Origin of the sequence: Roseinatronobacter monicus (assembly GCF_006716865.1) — a bacterium.
Lineage (GTDB): Bacteria > Pseudomonadota > Alphaproteobacteria > Rhodobacterales > Rhodobacteraceae > Roseinatronobacter > Roseinatronobacter monicus.
This window is the reverse complement of sequence record NZ_VFPT01000002.1, coordinates 85230-105652: the sequence shown is the minus strand read 5'-3', so window position 1 is coordinate 105652 and position 20423 is coordinate 85230. Positions and strand designations below refer to the sequence as shown.

General features: G+C 57.4%; 21 protein-coding genes and 1 pseudogene. All 22 read right to left on the bottom strand.

Annotation, left to right across the window (positions count from 1 at the left end):
* Positions 1-870: 870 nt before the first annotated feature.
* The 22 genes and pseudogenes from BD293_RS18430 to BD293_RS18325 all read right to left on the bottom strand — a co-directional run bounded on the left by BD293_RS18430 (position 871) and on the right by BD293_RS18325 (position 20396).
* Positions 871-1176, bottom strand: coding sequence for a hypothetical protein (locus tag BD293_RS18430; RefSeq protein WP_142084862.1), 306 nt, complete (start codon positions 1174-1176; stop codon positions 871-873).
* A 124-nt stretch (positions 1177-1300) separates the two neighbouring features.
* Positions 1301-1558, bottom strand: coding sequence for a hypothetical protein (locus tag BD293_RS18425; RefSeq protein ID WP_142084860.1), 258 nt, complete (start codon positions 1556-1558; stop codon positions 1301-1303).
* A 594-nt stretch (positions 1559-2152) separates the two neighbouring features.
* Positions 2153-2383 (bottom strand): annotated as a pseudogene (locus BD293_RS23600) (PAAR domain-containing protein); the annotation flags it as partial.
* Between the two features lie 27 nt (positions 2384-2410).
* Entirely contained in the window at positions 2411-3037 is a 627-nt protein-coding gene (locus BD293_RS18415; protein WP_142079286.1) for a hypothetical protein, read from the bottom strand.
* Positions 3038-3050: 13 nt separating this feature from the next.
* A complete protein-coding gene (locus tag BD293_RS18410; RefSeq protein WP_142079285.1) occupies positions 3051-3341 on the bottom strand; it encodes a PAAR domain-containing protein in 291 nt (96 codons plus the stop codon).
* Positions 3341-4624, bottom strand: coding sequence for a hypothetical protein (locus BD293_RS18405; protein ID WP_142084858.1), 1284 nt, complete (start codon positions 4622-4624; stop codon positions 3341-3343). The genes BD293_RS18410 and BD293_RS18405 overlap by 1 nt, the downstream gene beginning before the upstream one ends.
* 37 nt (positions 4625-4661) lie before the next feature.
* Positions 4662-5948, bottom strand: a complete 1287-nt coding sequence (locus tag BD293_RS18400; protein ID WP_170207217.1) for a hypothetical protein — start codon at positions 5946-5948, stop codon at positions 4662-4664.
* Positions 5949-5985: 37 nt separating this feature from the next.
* Positions 5986-7272, bottom strand: a complete 1287-nt coding sequence (locus BD293_RS18395) for a hypothetical protein (RefSeq protein ID WP_142084854.1) — start codon at positions 7270-7272, stop codon at positions 5986-5988.
* A 37-nt stretch (positions 7273-7309) separates the two neighbouring features.
* Complete coding sequence (locus BD293_RS18390) at positions 7310-8596, bottom strand: hypothetical protein (protein ID WP_142084852.1); 1287 nt, start codon at positions 8594-8596, stop codon at positions 7310-7312.
* On the bottom strand, positions 8574-9563 hold the full coding sequence (locus BD293_RS18385) for a hypothetical protein (RefSeq protein ID WP_142084850.1): 990 nt from the start codon (positions 9561-9563) through the stop codon (positions 8574-8576). The genes BD293_RS18390 and BD293_RS18385 overlap by 23 nt, the downstream gene beginning before the upstream one ends.
* Positions 9563-11659, bottom strand: coding sequence for a type VI secretion system Vgr family protein (locus tag BD293_RS18380; protein ID WP_142084848.1), 2097 nt, complete (start codon positions 11657-11659; stop codon positions 9563-9565). The genes BD293_RS18385 and BD293_RS18380 overlap by 1 nt, the downstream gene beginning before the upstream one ends.
* 10 nt (positions 11660-11669) lie before the next feature.
* Positions 11670-12107, bottom strand: a complete 438-nt coding sequence (locus tag BD293_RS18375) for a hypothetical protein (protein WP_142079278.1) — start codon at positions 12105-12107, stop codon at positions 11670-11672.
* A 128-nt stretch (positions 12108-12235) separates the two neighbouring features.
* On the bottom strand, positions 12236-13087 hold the full coding sequence (locus tag BD293_RS18370; protein WP_142079277.1) for a hypothetical protein: 852 nt from the start codon (positions 13085-13087) through the stop codon (positions 12236-12238).
* A complete protein-coding gene (locus tag BD293_RS18365; RefSeq protein ID WP_142079276.1) occupies positions 13084-13464 on the bottom strand; it encodes a hypothetical protein in 381 nt (126 codons plus the stop codon). Before BD293_RS18365 ends, BD293_RS18370 begins: the two co-directional genes overlap by 4 nt.
* Positions 13461-13733 (bottom strand): hypothetical protein, encoded by a 273-nt coding sequence (locus BD293_RS18360; protein WP_142079275.1) that lies wholly within the window; start codon positions 13731-13733, stop codon positions 13461-13463. The genes BD293_RS18365 and BD293_RS18360 overlap by 4 nt, the downstream gene beginning before the upstream one ends.
* 219 nt (positions 13734-13952) lie before the next feature.
* Positions 13953-14468, bottom strand: coding sequence for an Hcp family type VI secretion system effector (locus BD293_RS18355; protein ID WP_142079274.1), 516 nt, complete (start codon positions 14466-14468; stop codon positions 13953-13955).
* A gap of 714 nt (positions 14469-15182) precedes the next feature.
* Positions 15183-15440: a PAAR domain-containing protein gene (locus BD293_RS18350; RefSeq protein WP_170207216.1), complete on the bottom strand. Its 258-nt coding sequence runs from the start codon at positions 15438-15440 to the stop codon at positions 15183-15185.
* Positions 15440-15940, bottom strand: a complete 501-nt coding sequence (locus BD293_RS18345) for a hypothetical protein (protein WP_142084843.1) — start codon at positions 15938-15940, stop codon at positions 15440-15442. Before BD293_RS18345 ends, BD293_RS18350 begins: the two co-directional genes overlap by 1 nt.
* Before the next feature lie 185 nt (positions 15941-16125).
* The gene (locus BD293_RS18340) at positions 16126-16920 is read right to left on the bottom strand and encodes a hypothetical protein (protein ID WP_142084840.1); all 795 of its coding nucleotides are present in this window, start codon (positions 16918-16920) and stop codon (positions 16126-16128) included.
* A complete protein-coding gene (locus tag BD293_RS18335) occupies positions 16917-17411 on the bottom strand; it encodes a hypothetical protein (protein ID WP_142084838.1) in 495 nt (164 codons plus the stop codon). Before BD293_RS18335 ends, BD293_RS18340 begins: the two co-directional genes overlap by 4 nt.
* Positions 17412-17421: 10 nt before the next feature.
* Positions 17422-19566: a type VI secretion system Vgr family protein gene (locus tag BD293_RS18330; RefSeq protein WP_142082487.1), complete on the bottom strand. Its 2145-nt coding sequence runs from the start codon at positions 19564-19566 to the stop codon at positions 17422-17424.
* Between the two features lie 314 nt (positions 19567-19880).
* On the bottom strand, positions 19881-20396 hold the full coding sequence (locus BD293_RS18325; RefSeq protein ID WP_142079274.1) for an Hcp family type VI secretion system effector: 516 nt from the start codon (positions 20394-20396) through the stop codon (positions 19881-19883).
* Positions 20397-20423 lie beyond the last annotated feature (27 nt).

Below are 20423 nucleotides of genomic sequence, written 5' to 3'. Positions count from 1 at the left end.
CTACCATTTCCGTTGGAAGCGCCGCCCCATTTGCTGCCGCCGCGCGGACCAGGAAAGGCTCAAAGCAAGGCAGAATCTGCCCCTCGACCATGATCGCGTCCAGCAAGCGTCGATCTGCGGTTTCGACCGCCATTGTGAGGATGATCTCTTGTTCAACCATGGGTCTCTCACCCCCAAAGCCACGAAAGCGGCACCACAGCTTGATGGCGGCCTCTTGCCAGCCCGCTGGGCGCCGTTTGATTAGTTCAGCGCCCAGAGCCGAGACGGCGGCCACCGACGCCCTTGGAAATTCTGTAAGCAAGTACTCGTCGCTCATCTCTTCGGGTGGCACCGACGGGGCGGCAGCGGGTTTGTGTGCGGCTATGGTATCGGCGGGCATCACGGGCTCTGACGGCGAATAATCCGGTGAAAAAAGGTCGAGCTGGACTTGGTTAGAGGGTGGTATGATCTTGCGCATATGATGATCCGAGTGTCGCGGGTGCCCATCATTTATTATGCTTTGGGCGGCATGTCATGTCGATGGGATAGAATATCAAGGGGGCATTGGGGGCGCACGGAGGCTTTGGCACGCTAAACAAGGCCCAACTGACGGGCTCGCGAGTCGTGGCACGGTCAAGCGACCGGTCCATTGTCGCCGATCAGGACGACCACAATGCTGCGGCGCAGCTCCCCAGAACCGGTACTCATGCACTGCGCAGCATTTTGTGCCCCGAATGTCGCTGATGCGGGACCTTTCTGCCGTTCGCTGCATCTGCGCAAAGACCATTCGCGGTCGCAGCATCACCGACGTGCGGGGCGCAAAGCGGCCTGACTGCGGTGCGGCATGGAAAGTGCTTGCCCGTGCATACCGTTGAATCAGCCAAAAACTATTCAACGAGACCGACGAAAATCGTTCCATGCCTCGAGAACCAGACTTGTGAACGATTCAGAAGCCTGACCGAGATGGGCACTCCCTGCCGAAGCTATCCATTTGGTATCTTCCGGAAAGTAGGCCACAGCCTGCTCAAAGAGGCACACCCACTGCTCGGCCGTATCAAGGCCCATCCGCTCGAGCTCCTGAACAGGGATACGCAATACGTCTTTATTGTCCCAGTTTGTCTTTTGGGTAGAATGTGTAATCGCCAGCGCGATTACACCGCAGCGGGTCTTCCCGTCTTTCTGTCCGACCCGGCTCATCACGACTATGCCGGGATGCGGATACCGAATATTTTGTTCGCCAAACGAGAACCGGAAGCCATGGACAGACCCAACAGCAGGAACTTGGGTCCCCGCAGGCACAGCAGCAGCGTCTCGCAACTACTCAGCGCTCCAGTCCGAAGAACGCCAAGTCCTCATCACGCATGTTGCGGGGATCCCCACACCACACTTCCATCGGCTCAACCACCGCAAGGCCAGCATAAGCCAAGTCAGGTTGACGATAAGCAAGATCAACGGTGACCTGAACAGCCTCAACCTTGGTCGCGCGCTCTTTGGGTCGTTCCAATTTCGAAAATATTGCGTGCTTCTTGACCATAAATTCGCTGGTCTTGGCCTCCGCGACGACTTTGGAGCCATCCATTTGTAAACCCATCCCGCTCGTCGCGAAGCCTGCAGTCAACTTTCCAGAGCTTCGAGTCATCGCACCAATCCTTCGCCAGAGGCTATGAATGTAAGGTGTAAGTCCTTTAGAGTCAATGAACAGAGCGTCCACGGAACGTGTCAACGACTTTGAGACAGTGGGCCAAGCGATAGATCAAGCCTAACAAGACGCGGGATCGGACAGCTAAACACGCGTCGCTCCGACTGCAAGTCCAGTGCAGCAGGAAGTTTATCCGAAGAAGCACGGTGTCCCATTGGGAAATGCTGCGTCGCTGCATGCGCCCGATGCCGACCGTCCGCTATGGGCCGGGCTCGTTGCTGCAGATGCGAAAGGCTTCAGCTCGCTGCGACATGCCTGAATGTCGCTGATGGGGCTCGAAGCCGCCCTGCGGCGGTGCAGCATGACCCGCCGACTCTTCGAGGTCGACCATCGACACACCCGGCCCTTTGCTGACGGTCGGGATGACCACAGCGCCGCGGTGCAGCTTTTCCCGAACCGGTCACTCGTGCATTGCGCAGCATCGTAGCAGCCGCGCAACTGAGCCCGGCGCAGAGGTCTTGTCCCCGCTTGGCATCACGCCGGAACCTCGCCGGTATCTGAGCCGCTGGTGATTGTGCCGCCGCAGCTGGTTTTGCACCCAACATATGCGACGGGTTTGCCGACAAGCTCGGCCACTGATGATCCCTCGGTGATTAGCGCGCCGCAGGCGCAGGCGTCGCCGAGGCGGGCAATCGCGCGGCCATCGACCTCGCCTGATCCTCCTTCGGTGATCGTGTTCTTTCCATGCCTGGGGCAGTCATGAACATCTCCAACGCGGGGCGATTGCGGGCATTACGCGGCCTCCCATATGTCGAACTCCGTGCCCTTTACCGTCGCAGTCCAGATCACGATCAGCTGGTCTTCATCAGGGCTTCGGACGGGTTTTTGCAACATGCGTGACTTGAAGAAAGCTGCGAGCTGGGGTTGGGGAACTGACTGGAGGGTCTCAAGTGACATGTCGAAGTCCAGCGGCTCGGGGGAATGGGCAATCATGACGCAGAGCGCAAAGGCATTGGGTTGCGCGGCCTCTACCAGCGCCGAGAGGCTGCGGGTCTGGGGCAAAAGCGTCGGGTTGAGGAGGCGTGCAGGGCGTTCATACTCGGGCAGAGGCTTGAGCGAGAACCCCGATGCGAGCCATGCGTCGAGGACCTGCGGCAATGTGGCGCCTTGGCACCAGGAGAGGGCAACCGCACCGTAGGAGGTCCAGCCAGCTGCGGTGCAGAGAGCGGACCAACCTGCGCCAGGATAGGCTGCAAGGGCACGCAATACACTTAAATCCGTCCCATCAATCAGCGTACGGTTCTGGGCTGCACTGGCCAAACCGTATGGATTCACCGGCCAGGCTTTCGCATTCGCATGCAATCCCTGCCAAATATCAACGACCGTCAATCCATCGCCCAAATCGGTGACACCGGCCATTGGATTACATAAGTTATCCTCCGGCATAGACATTTCCTGAAGCTGCTGCCATCGCACCGCCGCAATCTACAGAATCGCCCAATCTGGCAACGGGGCGACCATTGACAAACACAGTTGCGGACCCACCTGCCACACTGCGGGGATGTGGGGGGCATTTGCCACACCCGTGCGCAGCGACCGCATCCCCCTGCCGCAAGGCTGGGATGTCGTTGATATAGACATTCGGGCTTGCAGATACTGCCGATGTTGGCGGAAAGCAACCATGTCCGGATGCACTATCGCCCTTGCGTGAAATGGCGGGCATCAATCTGTCCTCTGTGGTGGCGCGGCGAACGGGTTGTGTTGCTCCGCCAGTGGTGGGCGCGGGCCAGTTCTTCGGCTGACCTGGTTGCGATCAGCAATGCTGAGCAAGTTGGCAACCTCACAACTTGCGAACAGCTCGCTCAGATAATAGCCACTTTCCGGCGTGAGGGATAAGGGGGGGCGGCAGCGACGGCTGCTTTCAATTGTATACAATACGCCACCTGTGCATCGCCCCCGCGCAAGCGATACGGTTTCCTCGGGGTGGAAAGATCGGCGAGGGCGCGGTTCAACATCGGAACACATTTCAAGCGCGCCATGCATCAGTTGCGCCCCCGGAATACCCTCAAATGCCTCCGGTGGTATCTGCCCCAGCAGCTCCGTCGCGACATCATCCATCTCGTAATTCAACAAGCCGCAGATATAATCGGCTGTTTCAGAGAGCTTTGTCTTATCCATCACTTGCATGAGTGGTATACATAGACCACTCAACGCCATCGCATCTTGCAAAGTCTCTGACGGTGTGGGTTGCGTACGCAGCCAGGACCAAAAGCTGTCATCGTAATGCCATGCAGACCATGCCTGAAACGCTATTCTTACCTGTTCCGGCGCGACATGTTCGAACCATTCATCCGGTGGTGGCGCTTCGCCACGGTTCAGAAGCGGGTATGGCCGTCCGCGCGTCACATGCCCATTCAAGAAAAACAAATGCGCGTAAATATCTGCCCGCAACAGCGTTGAAAAAGGTTCCTCCGGCAGTTCCGGCAGCTCGGAAATCACAAGGTCCCGCTGGGTCATCACGCAGCTTCTTTCATCCTCGTGTTGATACGTCGGATTGATCGCCTGCATGAATATCTGGCACATACTGCGTTGATCGGACAGCCCCTGTGCCGCGCGATCCCACAATCCATCTCTCCCGAATTGTGCACGATAGCTATAATGAATGGCCCGTTTTCTGTTTTCTGGCTGTGCCGCATAATCCGCAAAACGCTGTGCGATCTGATCTGCATAGATGGTGCGCAACCGAAATGCGCGTGGGATTTCAACATGATGCATTTCGCGCGCGCGCACGGGCGAGACCAGGTTGGATGCAAGGTAAAACAGGTCATCCGGGTCAGTCGGATCCCCGCGTTCCAGCGCATCAAAGAACAGGTTCACGTTCTCCTCGAAGCTCAGGTCCAGATCAAGCCGCAAGGGCGTATCCGCATGCGCCGAAGGCACAGCCCACAGGCATGTCGAGAGTGCAAGGCCTCTGAGCAGGTGATCAATTTTCAATCGTGTCAACATCGCTATGACCTACAGCCCTTGCGTGAAATGCCGGGCATCAATCCGTCCTCTGTGGTGGCGTGGCGAACGGGTTGTGTTGCTCCGCCAGTGGTGGGCGCGGGCCAGTTCTTCGGCTGACCTGGTTGCGATCAGCAATGCTGAGCAAGTTGGCAACACGGCAACTTGCGAACAGCTCGCTCAGATAATAGCCACTTTCCGGCGTGAGGGATAAGGGGGGGCGGCAGCGACGGCTGCTTTCAAGTGTATGCAATACAACACCTGTGCATCGCCCCCGCGCAAGCGATACGGTTTCCTCGGGTTGGAAAGATCGGCGAGGGCGCGGTTCAACATCAGAACACATTGCAAGCGCGCCATGCATCAGTTGCGCCCCCGGAATATCCTCAAATGCCTCCGGTGGTATTTGCCCCAGCAGCTCCGTCGCGACATCCATATCCATCTCGTAATTCAACAAGCCGCAGATATAATCGGCTGTTTCAGAGAGCTGTGTCTTATCCATCACCTGCATGAGTGAGATACACAGGTCGCTCAACGCCATCGCATCTTGCAAAGCCTCTGGCGGTATGGGTTGCGTACGTAGCCAAGACCAGAAGCTGTCGTCGTAATGCCATGCGCGCCAGACGTCGAACGCGGTTTTGACACGTTCCGGCGCGACGTTTTCGAACCATTCGTCAGGTGGCGGCTCGCTGCCACGGTCATACGTATATATCCGGCCGGTGAAACGGGCGTGGTCATTTAAAAAAAATAAATAGGCATGAATATCTGCCCGCAACAGCGTTGAAAAAGGTTCCTCCGGCAGCTCCGGCAGCTCGGCAATCACAAGGTCCCGCTGGGTCACCAGGCAGCTTCTTTCATCCTCGTGTTGATACGTCGGATTGATCGCCTGCATGAATATCTGGCAGATGCTGCGTTGATCGGACAGCCCGTCTGCGTCGCGATCCCAAAGACTGCCCCCCCCAAATCTGGAGTGATAGCTGTAATAGATCGCCCGCTTCTTGTTCTCTGGCTCTGCAGCATAATCCGCAAAACGCTGTGCGATCTGATCTGCATAGATGGTGCGCAACCGAAATGCGCGTGGGATTTCAACATCATGCATTTCGCGCGCGCGCACGGGCGAGACCAGGTTGGATGCAAGGTAAAACAGGTCATCCGGGTCAGTCGGATCCCCGCGTTCCAGCGCATCAAAAATCAGGGTCACGTTCTCCTCGAAGCTCAGGTCCAGATCAAGCCGCAAAGGCGTATCCGCATGCGGCGAAGGCACAGCCCACAGGCATGTCGAGAGTGCAAGGCCTCTGATCAAGTGATCAATTTTCAATCGTGTCAACATCGCTATGACCTACAGCCCTTGCGTGAAATGCCGGGCATCAATCTGTCCTCTGTGGTGGCGTGGCGAACGGGTTGTGTTGCTCCGCCAGTGGCGGGCGCGGGCCAGTTCTTCGGCTGACCTGGTTGCGATCAGCAATGCTGAGCAAGTCAGCAACACGGCAACTTGCGAACAGCTCGCTCAGATAATAGCCACTTTCCGGAGTGAGGGATAAGGGGGGGCGGCAGAGACGGCTGCTTTGCACTGTCCCGCTTGCTCCCCTTGTACAAACACCTCGCGCGCGCGCGACAGTTTCCTCGGGGTGGAAAGATCGGCGATGGCGCGGTTCAACATCGGAACACATTTCAAGCGCGCCATGCATCAGTTGCGCCCCCGGAATATCCTCAAATGCCTCCGGTGGTATCTGCCCCAGCAGCTCCGTCGCGACATCTATATCCATCTCGTAATTCAACAAGCCGCAGATATAATCGGCTGTTTCAGAGAGCTTTGTCTTATCCATCACTTGCATGAGTGGTATACATAGACCACTCAACGCCATCGCATCTTGCAAAGTCTCTGACGGTGTGGGTTGCGTACGCAGCCAGGACCAAAAGCTGTCATCGTAATGCCATGCAGACCATGCCTGAAACGCTATTCTTACCTGTTCCGGCGCGACATGTTCGAACCATTCATCCGGTGGTGGCGCTTCGCCACGGTTCAGAAGCGGGTATGGCCGTCCACGCGTCACATGCCCATTCAAGAAAAACAAATGCGCGTAAATATCTGCCCGCAACAGCGTTGAAAAAGGTTCCTCCGGCAGTTCCGGCAGCTCGGAAATCACAAGGTCCCGCTGGGTCATCACGCAGCTTCTTTCATCCTCGTGTTGATACGTCGGATTGATCGCCTGCATGAATATGTGGCAGATGCTGCGTTGATCGGACAGCCCCTGTGCCGCGCGATCCCACAATCCATCTTCCCCGAATTGTGCACGATAGCTATAATGAATGGCGCGTTTTCTGTTTTCTGGCTGTGCCGCATAATCCGCAAAACGTTGCACCAGATAGTCGGCATAGATGCTGCGCAACCGAAATGCGCGTGGGATTTCAACATCATGCATTTTGCGGGCCAGAACGGGGCTGAGCAGATTGAATGCGATATAAAACAGGTCATCCGGGTCAGTCGGATCCCCGCGTTCCATCGCATCAAAGAACAGGTTCACGTTCTCCTCGAAGCTCAGGTCCAGATCAAGCCGCAAAGGCGTATCCGCATGCGCCGAAGGCGCAGCCCACAGGCATGTCGAGAGTGCAAGGCCTCTGAGCAGGTGATCAATTTTCAATCGTGTCAACATCGCTATGACCTACAGCCCTTGCGTGAAATGCCGGGCATCAATCCGTCCTCTGTGGTGGCGCGGCGAACGGGTTGTGTTGCTCCGCCAGTGGTGGGCGCGGGCCAGTTCTTCGGCTGACCTGGTTGCGATCAGCAATGCTGAGCAAGTCAGCAACCTCACAACTTGCGAACAGCTCGCTCAGATAATAGCCACTTTCCGGCGTGAGGGATAAGGGGGGGCGGCAGCGACGGCTGCTTTCAAGTGTATGCAATACAACACCTGTGCATCGCCCCCGCGCAAGCGATACGGTTTCCTCGGGTTGGAAAGATCGGCGAGGGCGCGGTTCAACATCAGAACACATTGCAAGCGCGCCATGCATCAGTTGCGCCCCCGGAATATCCTCAAATGCCTCCGGTGGTATTTGCCCCAGCAGCTCCGTCGCGACATCCATATCCATCTCGTAATTCAACAAGCCGCAGATATAATCGGCTGTTTCAGAGAGCTGTGTCTTATCCATCACCTGCATGAGTGAGATACACAGGTCGCTCAACGCCATCGCATCTTGCAAAGCCTCTGGCGGTATGGGTTGCGTACGTAGCCAAGACCAGAAGCTGTCGTCGTAATGCCATGCGCGCCAGACGTCGAACGCGGTTTTGACACGTTCCGGCGCGACGTTTTCGAACCATTCGTCAGGTGGCGGCTCGCTGCCACGGTCATACGTATATATCCGGCCGGTGAAACGGGCGTGGTCATTTAAAAAAAATAAATAGGCATGAATATCTGCCCGCAACAGCGTTGAAAAAGGTTCCTCCGGCAGCTCCGGCAGCTCGGCAATCACAAGGTCCCGCTGGGTCACCAGGCAGCTTCTTTCATCCTCGTGTTGATACGTCGGATTGATCGCCTGCATGAATATCTGGCAGATGCTGCGTTGATCGGACAGCCCGTCTGCGTCGCGATCCCAAAGACTGCCCCCCCCAAATCTGGAGTGATAGCTGTAATAGATCGCCCGCTTCTTGTTCTCTGGCTCTGCAGCATAATCCGCAAAACGCTGTGCGATCTGATCTGCATAGATGGTGCGCAACCGAAATGCGCGTGGGATTTCAACATCATGCATTTCGCGCGCGCGCACGGGCGAGACCAGGTTGGATGCAAGGTAAAACAGGTCATCCGGGTCAGTCGGATCTCCGCGTTCCATCGCATCAAAGAACAGGTTCACGTTCTCCTCGAAGCTCAGGTCCAGATCAAGCCGCAAAGGCGTATCCGCATGCGCCGAAGGTGCAGCCCACAGGCATGTCGAGAGTGCAAGGCCTCTGAGCAGGTGATCAATTTTCAATCGTGTCAACATCGCGTTGCAACCTTTTTAAATAATCCAGCATCTGTTGGGCCTCGGCAAGATCAGCTTCACGGCGCGGGATGGTCGATTCCTCAATCCTCCTGCGTGCTCTATGATCACGCTCCGTGGCGAGCATGCTATAGATCCTGCGCACAGAGTCGAACAGGTTGGAGCCCGGATCAAGCTCTTGTTGGCCAGTCTGTCTTTCGGTGATCTGCTGGGGTAGGTCGACCTGCATTCTTCGCATCTCTGCGATGATCTGCGCTTCGATCGCCGCAATCCCGGCTTCATAGGCAGCGATCGACTCTGCGATCGGCCCTCTGGGGATCAGCGCCGGATTGGACAATATCGCCATGTCTTCAACACTTGCCCCCCAGTTCTTGATGGCCTGCCCTTCCGCGTAGAGATTGGCAAAAACATCCACGGCATCAGGTGGCACATCGCCCGCAGCGCGTGCAAAATCGATCAAGAACGACCGCACATGATTGGAGTAGACCACGGCAGATTCCACATGTTTCTTTAGTTCGGCATCATCCTGGTAAGAACTCTCAATCACCTGCAACAGACCTTGCTGTGTTCTGTATGTGATATGCATATGGACGAATTGGAAGGCCGCATGGTTTCCTAGATCCTCGCCAATTCCAAGCTTCCCCCAGGCGCGCCCAAAACTGCGAACTGCGCGTTCGAATCTGGGGCGCGAAAAACCTCGATATTGTCGCGCCACATCTTCACCAACATCCTCATAGGTCTCGATGAAGTATTCCCATTCCGGACTATCCTTCTCAGTCAACCTGCTCACGCCATCGGCGATTTGTTCGACCGCCGTGCCCAGATTCTCCGCCACGCTGTCAGAGGCCTGCTCGTTATAATACCACGCCCCCGAAGTGACCAGTTCACCGCGCGTGAATTTGGCAATCTCCAGTCCCATCTGTTTGAACTCTGCCAGCACCAGTTCCTTGAAATCATCCGCGTCTGCCATCAGTTCAACCTTATCTCGCCTGCTTTGGCGTCTATCTTGTCTTCCATATCGATCTTGAAAGATTTCCCCGACAAGATAACTCGCCCATCCTTATGCATCGTCAAAACCGATTTCCCCACCTTGATTGCGACAAGAGAATGAGCGGAAAGATCCAGAACCCTATTTGCGGTCACCGTCACATTGGTGCCCGCATTCAGGCTGATTTGTTGACCGGCGCTGATGTATTTATGCGAGCCCACAGTTTCCGATGACAACACGCCAACAGCCTCGGTCTTACTTTTTTCCACGGTCAAGGCGTAGTTGCCCGTCCCTGGATTGATCACACCGGGCAGTCCAAGGGCACTCGCAACTTTGCCAATGCCTTCCGTCAGGGTTTGCAGCCCGCGAGAGAACATTTGCCCAAGATTGGAAGGGCCGACAGATATGAAAACATTTCCACCGATACGTTCGATGTGATTGTCTCCGACCTCTATGACCTTTTCCGCACCTACACTCTGCACCCAGTTATTGTCGATGCGCTCTGTGTGGTTGTTACGGGTCTTCTCGTTCCTGTCCTTCTGCGCATGCAGGAACACTTCCTCCCGCCCGGCCTCATCCTCAAACCGCAGCTCGTTGAACCCTGTCCCCTTGTGGGTGTCGGACTTGATGGTCATGCGGGTCTTGTGTTCGGGCAGTTTGTAAGGAGGGCGGTTGCGGGCGTTGTAGGTACGGCCGGTGATGATGGGTTGGTCGGCATCCCCGTCGAAGAAATCCACGATGACTTCCTGGCCAATGCGCGGGATGGCCATATGGCCCCAGCCGCCTCCGCCCCAGTTCTGGCTGACGCGGATCCAGCAGCTGGAGTGCTCGTCGGCAGGTGTGTGGCGATTCCATTCGAATTGGACCTTCACGCGGCCAAAATTGTCACAATAAATCTCTTCTCCGGGGGGGGCGGTGACCACGGCCATTTGCGGCCCGTCCACCACCGGTTTGCGCGGCACTGCGGGGCGATAGGGCAGATGTCCGGGCTGGGTGACGAAGCTGGCGGAATAGGTCGTGGGCGCGTCGCCTGCGTCTTCTTCCAGCGCGGCGGATTGCTGGCCCGAATGCGACACGGCCAGCAGCCGGTGGCGGCTATTGGCGCGCGGGTCAGTATGGGCGGCCAGCGTCATCTGGAAGGCTGCGTTCAAATGCAGGCAATTCGTCTCACCCGCGCCAGTGGTGGCATCGACCCGCTCAGCCTCGATCCTGTGGCGGGTGAAGCGGTTGCCCACGCTGGCGGGGTCTTTGTAGCGGCCCGGATAGGCGAAATGCTCGTAGCGCCCTTTCAGCCCGTCCAGCCGCTCGCCCACGGCCAGCGTGCCCATCCCGGCGGGGGGGTTGTGGAACGTGTAATCCTCCATCGCATAATGCGAGGCGCGCAGCCGCTCGGTCTGACTGAAGCGGCTGACCCAGACCCCGCGCGACTGCCCGCCGGGATTGGCATTATAGGCCAGCACCGGATCGGCGATCATCGGCATGGCCAGCGGCGCATCGGTCACGATCAGCTTATGGCCGTCGGGCGAATGGGCGAAGGCGTAGAAAATCCCTTCCTCGGCCAGAATGCGCTCCAGGAACGCGCGGTTGGTCTCGCCCGCCTGGGTCAGATATTCGCGCGGCAGATAGGTCTCATCCAGCCGCCAATCCACATCCGTGACGCCCTGTTCGGACAGCAATTGCGCGGCCACTTCGGGCACGGTCATATCCTGCCAGATGCGCCAATCCGAGCCATGATCGAGCCGCGACAGGCTCGGGCGCAGCACCAGCGTATAAAAGGTGCGCCGGTACCCGCTATCGCCGCGCATGGCATCTGTGACAATCCCGTGGAAATGACGCGGGGTCTGGTATTTGCTATACAATCCCAGACAGGCCGGCGCATCCAGCAGGGCTGCCAGATCGATATCAGGGTCCAATGAGGCCAGATCCACAACGATCTCGAAGGGCGTGTTGATCGCCTCTTGCACCGAGAACCCCACAACCGTGAACCGCCCCGCCGCCGCTTCAAACCCGAAGGCCAGATCCTGATCCTGATCCAGAAACCGCTGCGCAAGGCTGGAAAGCTGCTCAAATAAGCTCATGAAATCTCCTCTATGCTGTCAATTTTAGCCGTCCGCGCCATCTGGGCTGACGAGTAATCAGGGGGCTCTGCAAAGGCCAGTGCCAGGCCGGAAGCGCCCGCACCTTCAGGCGCCATTTACGGTCCGCCGGAAATTGGAATTCCAACGCATGATCCTGTGTCACCGAGGCAGAAATTTTCGGCGGCGTCCCGGCGAGGGGCTGTGAAATGTCAATCTGCTCTTGCAGCCTGTTCTCACCAATCAATAACAGGCTCAGCTGCTCTTCGTGCAACACACCATGGGTGACGAAGGCCAGATATTCCTGCGCGTTGCCCAGCTGCCAAACTTGGTCGATGTAGCGTCCCGCTATGGGCAGATCGATGGCGGTCATCGTGCTGCGCAGGATCGCGGGCGTATCCTCATCCCCATCTGACTGATCCAGCCAGAAATTCGGCGTAACATCGCGCATCAAACCCCCACCACCACAAAGCTGCCCGCCGCCGCCTCAAACCCAAAGGCAAGGTCCTGATCCTGATCAAGAAACCGCTGTGCAAGGCCCGAAAGCTGCTCGAATAATCCCATTATATACCCTCTACCTTAAAACTGGATCGCGCTGCCTGCAGACAGGCGCAGGAAATCCACGCCTTCGGGCGCGGGCGTGATTGTCTGAAACACGGCGGGCAAGCGGCGCGCCTGACCGGCACAATCATCACGACACATCAAAGCGGTTGTGTCATCGACTGCAGTGGCCTGAAGCTGCGGCTTGAAACTGTAGTTCTTATGGCTGCCAACTGCGCCTTGTCGGCGCCAGATATCTTCAGCCGTCGCCTGGCCGACCGGATGGCAGGCTGCTATGGCTTCTGACTTCGACAGGATCCCCAAGCCTATATAGAAGCCGATCAGATTGGACACGAGATCTTCCTGGGAATAGCCGCTATCAGTCATCCAGCGCGGCGGAATGCTGCTTTGAAATCTCTCGAAACGGTGCGAGACATCCATGAAGATCGACAATGCCACAGCGCGGGCGCGCGTCTGGGTCAAGCCATGTTTGATCAGAAAAATGCCCTCGCGGCCTGGACGGCCCGGGTAGCCCGCATGATCCTGACGGTAGCGGACCCGAAACCCGGTCGACCCATCGGCAAAGCGCAGATAGGGGTCATCTGCGCATCGCGCCAGCCGCGCACGCAGAATGCTGCCCGCCACACCGTACATCACCCTGTCACCCAATGTCGGGTCGCAAGCATTGCGCATGACTGCCGGTCCTTGGGCGTTCATCGCACGCCATAGATTTGCAGCCCCGATTTCAGGGCGGGTGCTGAAGGGGTTCAGATGGCCCAGATCAACCCAGCCACAATTGCATGTGTAGATCAGCCCGTAATTCACCCCATCCCAGGTTCGGCGCTGATTGTATTGGTTCCATGCACGCGCGATGTCAGCGAATTCACTCATCTCAACCTCGCGTCAAATACCAGGTCGATCTGGCTTGGCACGCAATTGGCTTGCGTATCTTCCGACCAATAATGAACATCATCAGCGCGGCTTTGAGCCTGAAGCGCGGCAAGATCAGGTTCGGATGACAATGGCAGATGCAGGGAAATCCGCGTGCCACATATGCCGCCGCATTCCAGAAAGGCGCGGCTGTAGCGCATTGGTCCGCACTGCCCGTCAATCTGCAGATGTCGGATGTTTCGGGTGATGCCAAAGACAACGCGCGGATCATGTGCTGAAACAGACGAGAATTCCATCGGCACCAGCCGGACAAAAGCCCAAAGGAGCCCAGCACTCGCAACCCCGAAAGCGCATAGCACAAGTACAAGACGCTTCATTTGCGCCTCGCAGACGGGCCCTTGCGCAACGGGTTTGAGAAGCGAGCGTAGATGCGGGTTACGTATTTAAGGATATCTTCGGGCAGCCAGTATCGGGCGGGGCGGGCGTTGCGTTTGGTGGCGGCTACGGCAAGGGTCTCGGGGCGGGCGGCTTCAACGGGGCTTAACGCCTCGGGCTCGATCAGAGAGAACACCCCCTCACGCGCGACCACCGGATCAGGCTTGCGCCGCTCGGGGCTGCGGTCATCTGTGATCTCGAGTTTGAACATGGCGCGCTTCCAAATGCAGACGGGCCCGCAATATCCCATCTGGCAGGGATTGGGGCCGGTTTAAGTAAGATAATCCTTCAGCCCTGCCTGAAATACGGACAGGGCTGAAGGGGTACCCAGCCGCCCGTGTAATCGGGCGGCACTCGTTACAGACACTTTTGTGCCCCCGAGGCCGCGCAGTTGGGCTGCATGCCCGCGCGTGGCCCCGGGGCTAATGGATCAGGCCTGGATCGGATTGCGCCAGTCATCAGAGCCGGATGTGCCCGCGACCACATGATCCCACATGATCTTGCGGTAGGTCATCTTGACCTGCACAAGCTGGGTGTAATCCTTGGAGGTCATGTCCTTGCAATGTGGCATGTCGCAATTGATATCGACGATCAAAGCCTCTTCCAGCGCGGTGGTGAAGAAATGCACCTGCTCGGATGCCTGGGTGCGGTACCATTTCAGCTCGACCTTGGTGAGCAATTCGCCGGTGACCAGCGCGTTGTACAAAAGCGGCACCGATTTGTTCAGCGTGCAAGTAAAGGTAAAGGGCTGGTGGATGCGGGTGCCCGTGGGTGAGCCCGACTGCGGGTCGCGCGGTGTGATCACCGCATGTGAGAACGCCTGCACCATGATCTCGTCTTCATGGCCTGCTTGCCATTCATTGGTGATGGAATCAAATGTGGTCGCCCCTTGGGTGATCAGGCCCTGGGTTTCGCCTTCAATGGTCAGATACGCCGGCATTGGCATGGGAAGTCTCCTTATAAACACGCTACATCAGTCGCATCGCGGGTTTGGATGCACGCTGAGCCAAAACGGTCCGCCAGAAGTTTGAGCAAAATCAACAAAAATCTTCAAAAAAATGCACATCCTGTAAGCGGCTGTAATAAAACGATATTGCAAAACTTTCGATCGCTTGGTCGGGCGAAAATCCGCCCGATTTTGACCCCTCCGGGCGGATTTCCGCCCGCAGGTATTATGCTACCCCAAAAAACAGCCCAAAAAGGCGGTAGTTTAGCCATTGAACTATAGGGGGAATAGCACGAACACCGCTAGGTGATTCGAATCACCCCGAAAACCACCGATCATCACCCTGACTTGCAGCCTGCGCGCATAGCAACTGTCGCATCACGACGACCGAACATCCGCCTCGGTGTCCACATCACTCCAATCGATCGACACTTACAGCTTTGACACCCAACCGCGTGCCCGGCGCTGCAGGCCAGTGCCGCCACGACCGGCCGCTTTCATCAGATGCTGCAAGCGCAATGCCGCACTGCCGTCAGTCCGCTTTCCGCCCAGTGCGACGGCGAAGGCAAGATCGTCGTGGTCGGCCCACAGCTGCCGGTCGGGATGACCACAGCGCCGCGGTGCAGCTTTCCCGAACCGGTCACTCGTGCATTGCGCAGCATCGTAGCAGCCGCGCAACTGAGCCCGGCGCAGAGGTCTTGTTCCCGCTTGGCATCACACCGGAACCTCGCCGGTATCTGAGCCGCTGGTGATTGTGCCGCCGCAGCTGGTTTTGCACCCAACATATGCCACGGGTTTGCCGTCAAGCCCGGCCACTGATGATCCCTCGGTGATTAGCGCGCCGCAGGCGCAGGCGTCGCCCAAGCGGGCAATCGCGCGGCCATCGACCTCGCCTGATCCTCCTTCGGTGATCGTGTTCTTTCCATGCCTGGGGCAGTCATGAACATCTCCAACGCGGGCGATTGCGGGCATTACGCGGCCTCCCATATGTCGAACTCCGTGCCCTTTACCGTCGCAGTCCAGATCACGATCAGCTGGTCTTCATCAGGGCTTCGGACGGGTTTTTGCAACATGCGTGACTTGAAGAAAGCTGCGAGCTGGGGTTGGGGAACTGACTGGAGGGCCTCAAGTGACATATCGAAGTCCAGCGGCTCGGGGGAATGGGCAATCATGACGCAGAGCGCAAAGGCATTGGGTTGCGCGGCCTCTACCAACGCCGAGAGGCTGCGGGTCTGGCGCAAAAGCGCCGGGTTGATGAAGCGCGCAGGGCGTTCATACTCGGGCAGAGGCTTGAGCGGGAACCCCGATGCGAGCCAACCGTCGAGGACCTGGGGCAATGTGGCGCCTTGGCACCAGGAAAGAGCGGCGGCGCCCGTTGCCGTCCAACCGGCTGCTGCGCAAAGGTTTTCCCAATCCTGTACAGCAACGCTTGCAAGGTCAGCGGCCAATTCGGCTTCCGAATCTGCGATCATGCGCAATGTGCTCCCGTCTCCGCTAGGTGTGTCAATCATCCCGAAGCGAAGTTTGAGGAACATATTGTCATGCAAGATGCGCCAAAGGTTGGGTAAAGTCTGACCACCTGCGCTGCGGATTGCCCCAGCCAAAGCCATGTTTTTTGGATCATCGAACACGGTATCGTGCATCTGCCGGTTCTCAGTCATTGGGGGAGCAACGAAGCGGGGTTGAACTCGGTTTCTGAAATGCTGCAGCCAGCTGGTGGTAGTTGGGCGATAATTGGATGGACATCTGCAATTTGCCTGTAGGGCTGAGCGTAACCTGGGATTTGGTCTTTAATGGCGCAGCTGGCTTGAGCTGAAGCTCCTAGTTCAAGATACAGATTATACCAACGCTCAACGCTCCAGACGCCTGACAACATTCCTAAGCCTGCGTTGACCAGGCCATCACCTGTATTCACAATTGACTTTCTGAAGTATACAGGCGACACGCCGCCCTCGATGATGTAACTTCCCGCGGCGGCCCCAAGCTCGATGTGGGCACCCGCCACTGCCCCCGACATACCTGCAAGATCCGAAAGCGAAAATGGCTGTAAAGCTTGCATAAAATTAGGATATCCGCTCTGCATCCGTTGATATAAGGCCATCCCCTCCCCGGCACTACGTTGCGCCTGCTCCATTTCAATTGTCGAAGCCACGTCATACGCATTTGAAATAATGCCGTGGCCGTGCTCAACGCGGCGCGCTGCTCGCGCATTTGCTCCCGCTGCACCAAATAGCTTTCCAACGGGAAGACCAACTGAAACACCGCAGCCATAGAAACGGACAACTGCAATTGTCAAACTTTCCAGCCCAAGAAAAATAAAGCTGTGATAACCACATATGACTGAAAGCCCGCCATCATAAAACACGTACCAATTGGTAGATTTTGCATTCATATGCCCTAACCAAGATTCGGCTTGGCTAAGTTCATTGCCAAATGGAAATGTATTGCTCATTGGTCCCCCTGAAATGGTGCGATCAGGCAGTGGTCTTGCTCGCGAAAGCGTACTGCTAGATGTCTACAAAAATTTCCTAGATCTACACTGATCGTAGCTTCGCCACATTCGGACCGCGCTCGCGCGTATTCTCCCCAAGTGCAACGTTCTTCTTCGCAAGTGTAGGTATAGGTGTCACCGGTCGGGATATGTGCGGCAATGAAGACTGTTTCCGGCCCATCAAGTTCGAGTGCGTCATAGGCGGCCAAAAGGCGATCAACATCCTCGGCGCTTTCAAGGGTTGACATCCCTATATTGGCACCAATTTCGGGGCTAATTCGAACATACTCCATATGCGCTTCCTCGGAACATATCAGCCTGCCCGAAGGCGATATCACCTCTCCGCGCAGAGCGCCCTGTTGTATTCGATACCTTGCAAACTCCCCTAGGGCGACCACAAAAATAACGAAACCAACAACTGCGAAAATAGCGACTTTTACTAACCGAGCCATCTTATTTCCCTCAATTCAGATTTATCTTTGAAGCGGCCATCTTGATCTCTTTGCCGCCCTCAACCTCAACGCCATTTTCGAAATCGAGGTAGAGCGTGTCTCCCTTGAGCCTGATGAAACCATCCGCAGTCATCCGCAATTCCGCTTTACCGACCCGGATTTCAATCTCGCCTCCACTGGTGACAGTAACCGTGTCCCCTGCATCTATGGACATCTGAGAGCCGGAAGCAAGCTGGATTGAGTTCCCTGCTTGCTCGACCAAAGTGCTGCCAACCTGGACGGATTTACTCACACCAATGACCTGCGACTTCACGCCAGGCGTTGTTTCTGAGATGACCGCATCAGCATGTAATGAATAGAATCCGGCCGCAGCATCGCGCAGGCCCGGGATTCCTAACTTCACCGCGATGTCGCCAATACCTTGCTGCGAAGACCTATCTGAGTTTGCAAGAGCGCGTCCCCGACTGCTTCGACCGATGTGAACCGCCATACTGCCGTGCACGGATTCACTATGGCTGCCATCCACTTCTACGACCTTGTGGTTACCAATAGATTGCACCCAGTTATTGTCGATGCGCTCTGTGTGGTTGTTACGGATCTTCTCGTTCCTGTCCTTCTGCGCATGCAGGAACACTTCCTCCCGCCCGGCCTCATCCTCGAACCGCAGCTCGTTGAAACCCTTGCCCTTGTGGGTGTCGGACTTGATGGTCATGCGGGTCTTGTGTTCGGGCAGTTTGTAAGGAGGGCGGTTGCGGGCGTTGTAGGTACGGCCGGTGATGATGGGTTGGTCGGCATCCCCGTCGAAGAAATCCACGATGACTTCCTGGCCAATGCGCGGGATGGCCATATGGCCCCAGCCGCCTCCGCCCCAGTTCTGGCTGACGCGGATCCAGCAGCTGGAGTGTTCGTCGGCAGGTGTGTGGCGATTCCATTCGAATTGGACCTTCACGCGGCCAAAATTGTCACAATAAATCTCTTCTCCGGGGGGGCCGGTGACCACGGCCATTTGCGGCCCGTCCACCACCGGTTTGCGCGGCACTGCGGGGCGATAGGGCAGATGTCCGGGCTGGGTGACGAAGCTGGCGGAATAGGTCGTGGGCGCGTCGCCTGCATCTTCTTCCAGCGCGGCGGATTGCTGGCCCGAATGCGACACGGCCAGCAGCCGGTGGCGGCTATTGGCGCGCGGGTCAGTATGGGCGGCCAGCGTCATCTGGAAGGCTGCGTTCAAATGCAGGCAATTCGTCTCACCCGCGCCAGTGGTGGCATCGACCCGCTCAGCCTCGATCCGGTGGCGGGTGAAGCGGTTGCCCACGCTGGCGGGGTCTTTGTAGCGGCCCGGATAGGCGAAATGCTCGTAGCGCCCTTTCAGCCCGTCCAGCCGCTCGCCCACGGCCAGCGTGCCCATCCCGGCGGGGGGGTTGTGGAACGTGTAATCCTCCATCGCATAATGCGAGGCGCGCAGCCGCTCGGTCTGACTGAAGCGGCTGACCCAGACCCCGCGCGACTGCCCGCCGGGATTGGCATTATAGGCCAGCACCGGATCGGCGATCATCGGCATGGCCAGCGGCGCATCGGTCACGATCAGCTTATGGCCGTCGGGCGAATGGGCGAAGGCGTAGAAAATCCCTTCCTCGGCCAGAATGCGCTCCAGGAACGCGCGGTTGGTCTCGCCCGCCTGGGTCAGATATTCGCGCGGCAGATAGGTCTCAGCCAGCCGCCAATCCACATCCGTGACGCCCTGTTCGGACAGCAATTGCGCGGCCACTTCGGGCACGGTCATATCCTGCCAGATGCGCCAATCCGAGCCATGATCGAGCCGCGACAGGCTCGGGCGCAGCACCAGCGTATAAAAGGTGCGCCGGTACCCGCTATCGCCGCGCATGGCATCTGTGACAATCCCGTGGAAATGACGCGGGGCCTGGTATTTGCTATACAATCCCAGACAGGCCGGCGCATCCAGCAGGGCTGCCAGATCGATATCAGGGTCCAATGAGGCCAGATCCACAACGATCTCGAAGGGCGTGTTGATCGCCTCTTGCACCGAGAACCCCACAACCGTGAACCGCCCCGCCGCCGCTTCAAACCCGAAGGCCAGATCCTGATCCTGATCCAGAAACCGCTGCGCAAGGCTGGATATCGTCTCGAATGCACCCATCTGAACTTTCCTCTAATCATAATTACACCCGCCGCTGTGGCCACTCCAAGAGCTTCAGGGGAGCGCCGCAAGGGTGGCTCCGGCCCCATCTGCGCCACATGCACAGACAGGGCCGGAGGAGTGTGCCCCGAACGGGGCGTTACGAGATCCGCTGACATGCCGGTCAAACTTGTAACGCTCACACGTCCTCCCCGATAGCAATCAAGGAGCGCCCTGCACAGCCTAAGCGTGGCCAAGTGCAAGATATTCTGCCCGAGCCGAAATAGTGGGTTGGTTCGGGCGGAAATGCCTGAGGCGGATCAAATGGTTGCTAATTACGCCTGGATCGGATTGCGCCAGTCATCAGAGCCGGATGTGCCCGCGACCACATGATCCCACATGATCTTGCGGTAGGTCATCTTGACCTGCACAAGCTGGGTGTAATCCTTGGAGGTCATGTCCTTGCAATGTGGCATGTCGCAATTGATATCGACGATCAAAGCCTCTTCCAGCGCGGTGGTGAAGAAATGCACCTGCTCGGATGCCTGGGTGCGGTACCATTTCAGCTCGACCTTGGTGAGCAATTCGCCGGTGACCAGCGCGTTGTACAAAAGCGGCACCGATTTGTTCAGCGTGCAAGTAAAGGTAAAGGGCTGGTGGATGCGGGTGCCCGTGGGTGAGCCCGACTGCGGGTCGCGCGGTGTGATCACCGCATGTGAGAACGCCTGCACCATGATCTCGTCTTCATGGCCTGCTTGCCATTCATTGGTGATGGAATCAAATGTGGTCGCCCCTTGGGTGATCAGGCCCTGGGTTTCGCCTTCAATGGTCAGATACGCCGGCATTGGCATGGGAAGTCTCCTTATAAACACGCTACA

What these genes read in the sequence shown, in the direction of transcription:
- BD293_RS18360 (WP_142079275.1), bottom strand. Translation starts at nt 13,733, where the DNA reads ATGTTCAAACTCGAGATCACAGATGACCGCAGCCCCGAGCGGCGCAAG.
- BD293_RS18350 (WP_170207216.1), bottom strand. Translation starts at nt 15,440, where the DNA reads ATGCCCGCAATCGCCCGCGTTGGAGATGTTCATGACTGCCCCAGGCAT.
- BD293_RS18415 (WP_142079286.1), bottom strand. Translation starts at nt 3,037, where the DNA reads ATGGCCGGTGTCACCGATTTGGGCGATGGATTGACGGTCGTTGATATT.
- BD293_RS18335 (WP_142084838.1), bottom strand. Translation starts at nt 17,411, where the DNA reads ATGGCTCGGTTAGTAAAAGTCGCTATTTTCGCAGTTGTTGGTTTCGTT.
- BD293_RS18380 (WP_142084848.1), bottom strand. Translation starts at nt 11,659, where the DNA reads ATGAGCTTATTTGAGCAGCTTTCCAGCCTTGCGCAGCGGTTTCTGGAT.
- BD293_RS18405 (WP_142084858.1), bottom strand. Translation starts at nt 4,624, where the DNA reads ATGTTGACACGATTGAAAATTGATCACCTGCTCAGAGGCCTTGCACTC.
- BD293_RS18375 (WP_142079278.1), bottom strand. Translation starts at nt 12,107, where the DNA reads ATGCGCGATGTTACGCCGAATTTCTGGCTGGATCAGTCAGATGGGGAT.
- BD293_RS18410 (WP_142079285.1), bottom strand. Translation starts at nt 3,341, where the DNA reads ATGCCCGCCATTTCACGCAAGGGCGATAGTGCATCCGGACATGGTTGC.
- BD293_RS18400 (WP_170207217.1), bottom strand. Translation starts at nt 5,948, where the DNA reads ATGTTGACACGATTGAAAATTGATCACTTGATCAGAGGCCTTGCACTC.
- BD293_RS18345 (WP_142084843.1), bottom strand. Translation starts at nt 15,940, where the DNA reads ATGATCGCAGATTCGGAAGCCGAATTGGCCGCTGACCTTGCAAGCGTT.
- BD293_RS18390 (WP_142084852.1), bottom strand. Translation starts at nt 8,596, where the DNA reads ATGTTGACACGATTGAAAATTGATCACCTGCTCAGAGGCCTTGCACTC.
- BD293_RS18365 (WP_142079276.1), bottom strand. Translation starts at nt 13,464, where the DNA reads ATGAAGCGTCTTGTACTTGTGCTATGCGCTTTCGGGGTTGCGAGTGCT.
- BD293_RS18325 (WP_142079274.1), bottom strand. Translation starts at nt 20,396, where the DNA reads ATGCCAATGCCGGCGTATCTGACCATTGAAGGCGAAACCCAGGGCCTG.
- BD293_RS18395 (WP_142084854.1), bottom strand. Translation starts at nt 7,272, where the DNA reads ATGTTGACACGATTGAAAATTGATCACCTGCTCAGAGGCCTTGCACTC.
- BD293_RS18340 (WP_142084840.1), bottom strand. Translation starts at nt 16,920, where the DNA reads ATGAGCAATACATTTCCATTTGGCAATGAACTTAGCCAAGCCGAATCT.
- BD293_RS18330 (WP_142082487.1), bottom strand. Translation starts at nt 19,566, where the DNA reads ATGGGTGCATTCGAGACGATATCCAGCCTTGCGCAGCGGTTTCTGGAT.
- BD293_RS18385 (WP_142084850.1), bottom strand. Translation starts at nt 9,563, where the DNA reads ATGGCAGACGCGGATGATTTCAAGGAACTGGTGCTGGCAGAGTTCAAA.
- BD293_RS18370 (WP_142079277.1), bottom strand. Translation starts at nt 13,087, where the DNA reads ATGAGTGAATTCGCTGACATCGCGCGTGCATGGAACCAATACAATCAG.
- BD293_RS18430 (WP_142084862.1), bottom strand. Translation starts at nt 1,176, where the DNA reads ATGAGCCGGGTCGGACAGAAAGACGGGAAGACCCGCTGCGGTGTAATC.
- BD293_RS18355 (WP_142079274.1), bottom strand. Translation starts at nt 14,468, where the DNA reads ATGCCAATGCCGGCGTATCTGACCATTGAAGGCGAAACCCAGGGCCTG.
- BD293_RS18425 (WP_142084860.1), bottom strand. Translation starts at nt 1,558, where the DNA reads ATGGATGGCTCCAAAGTCGTCGCGGAGGCCAAGACCAGCGAATTTATG.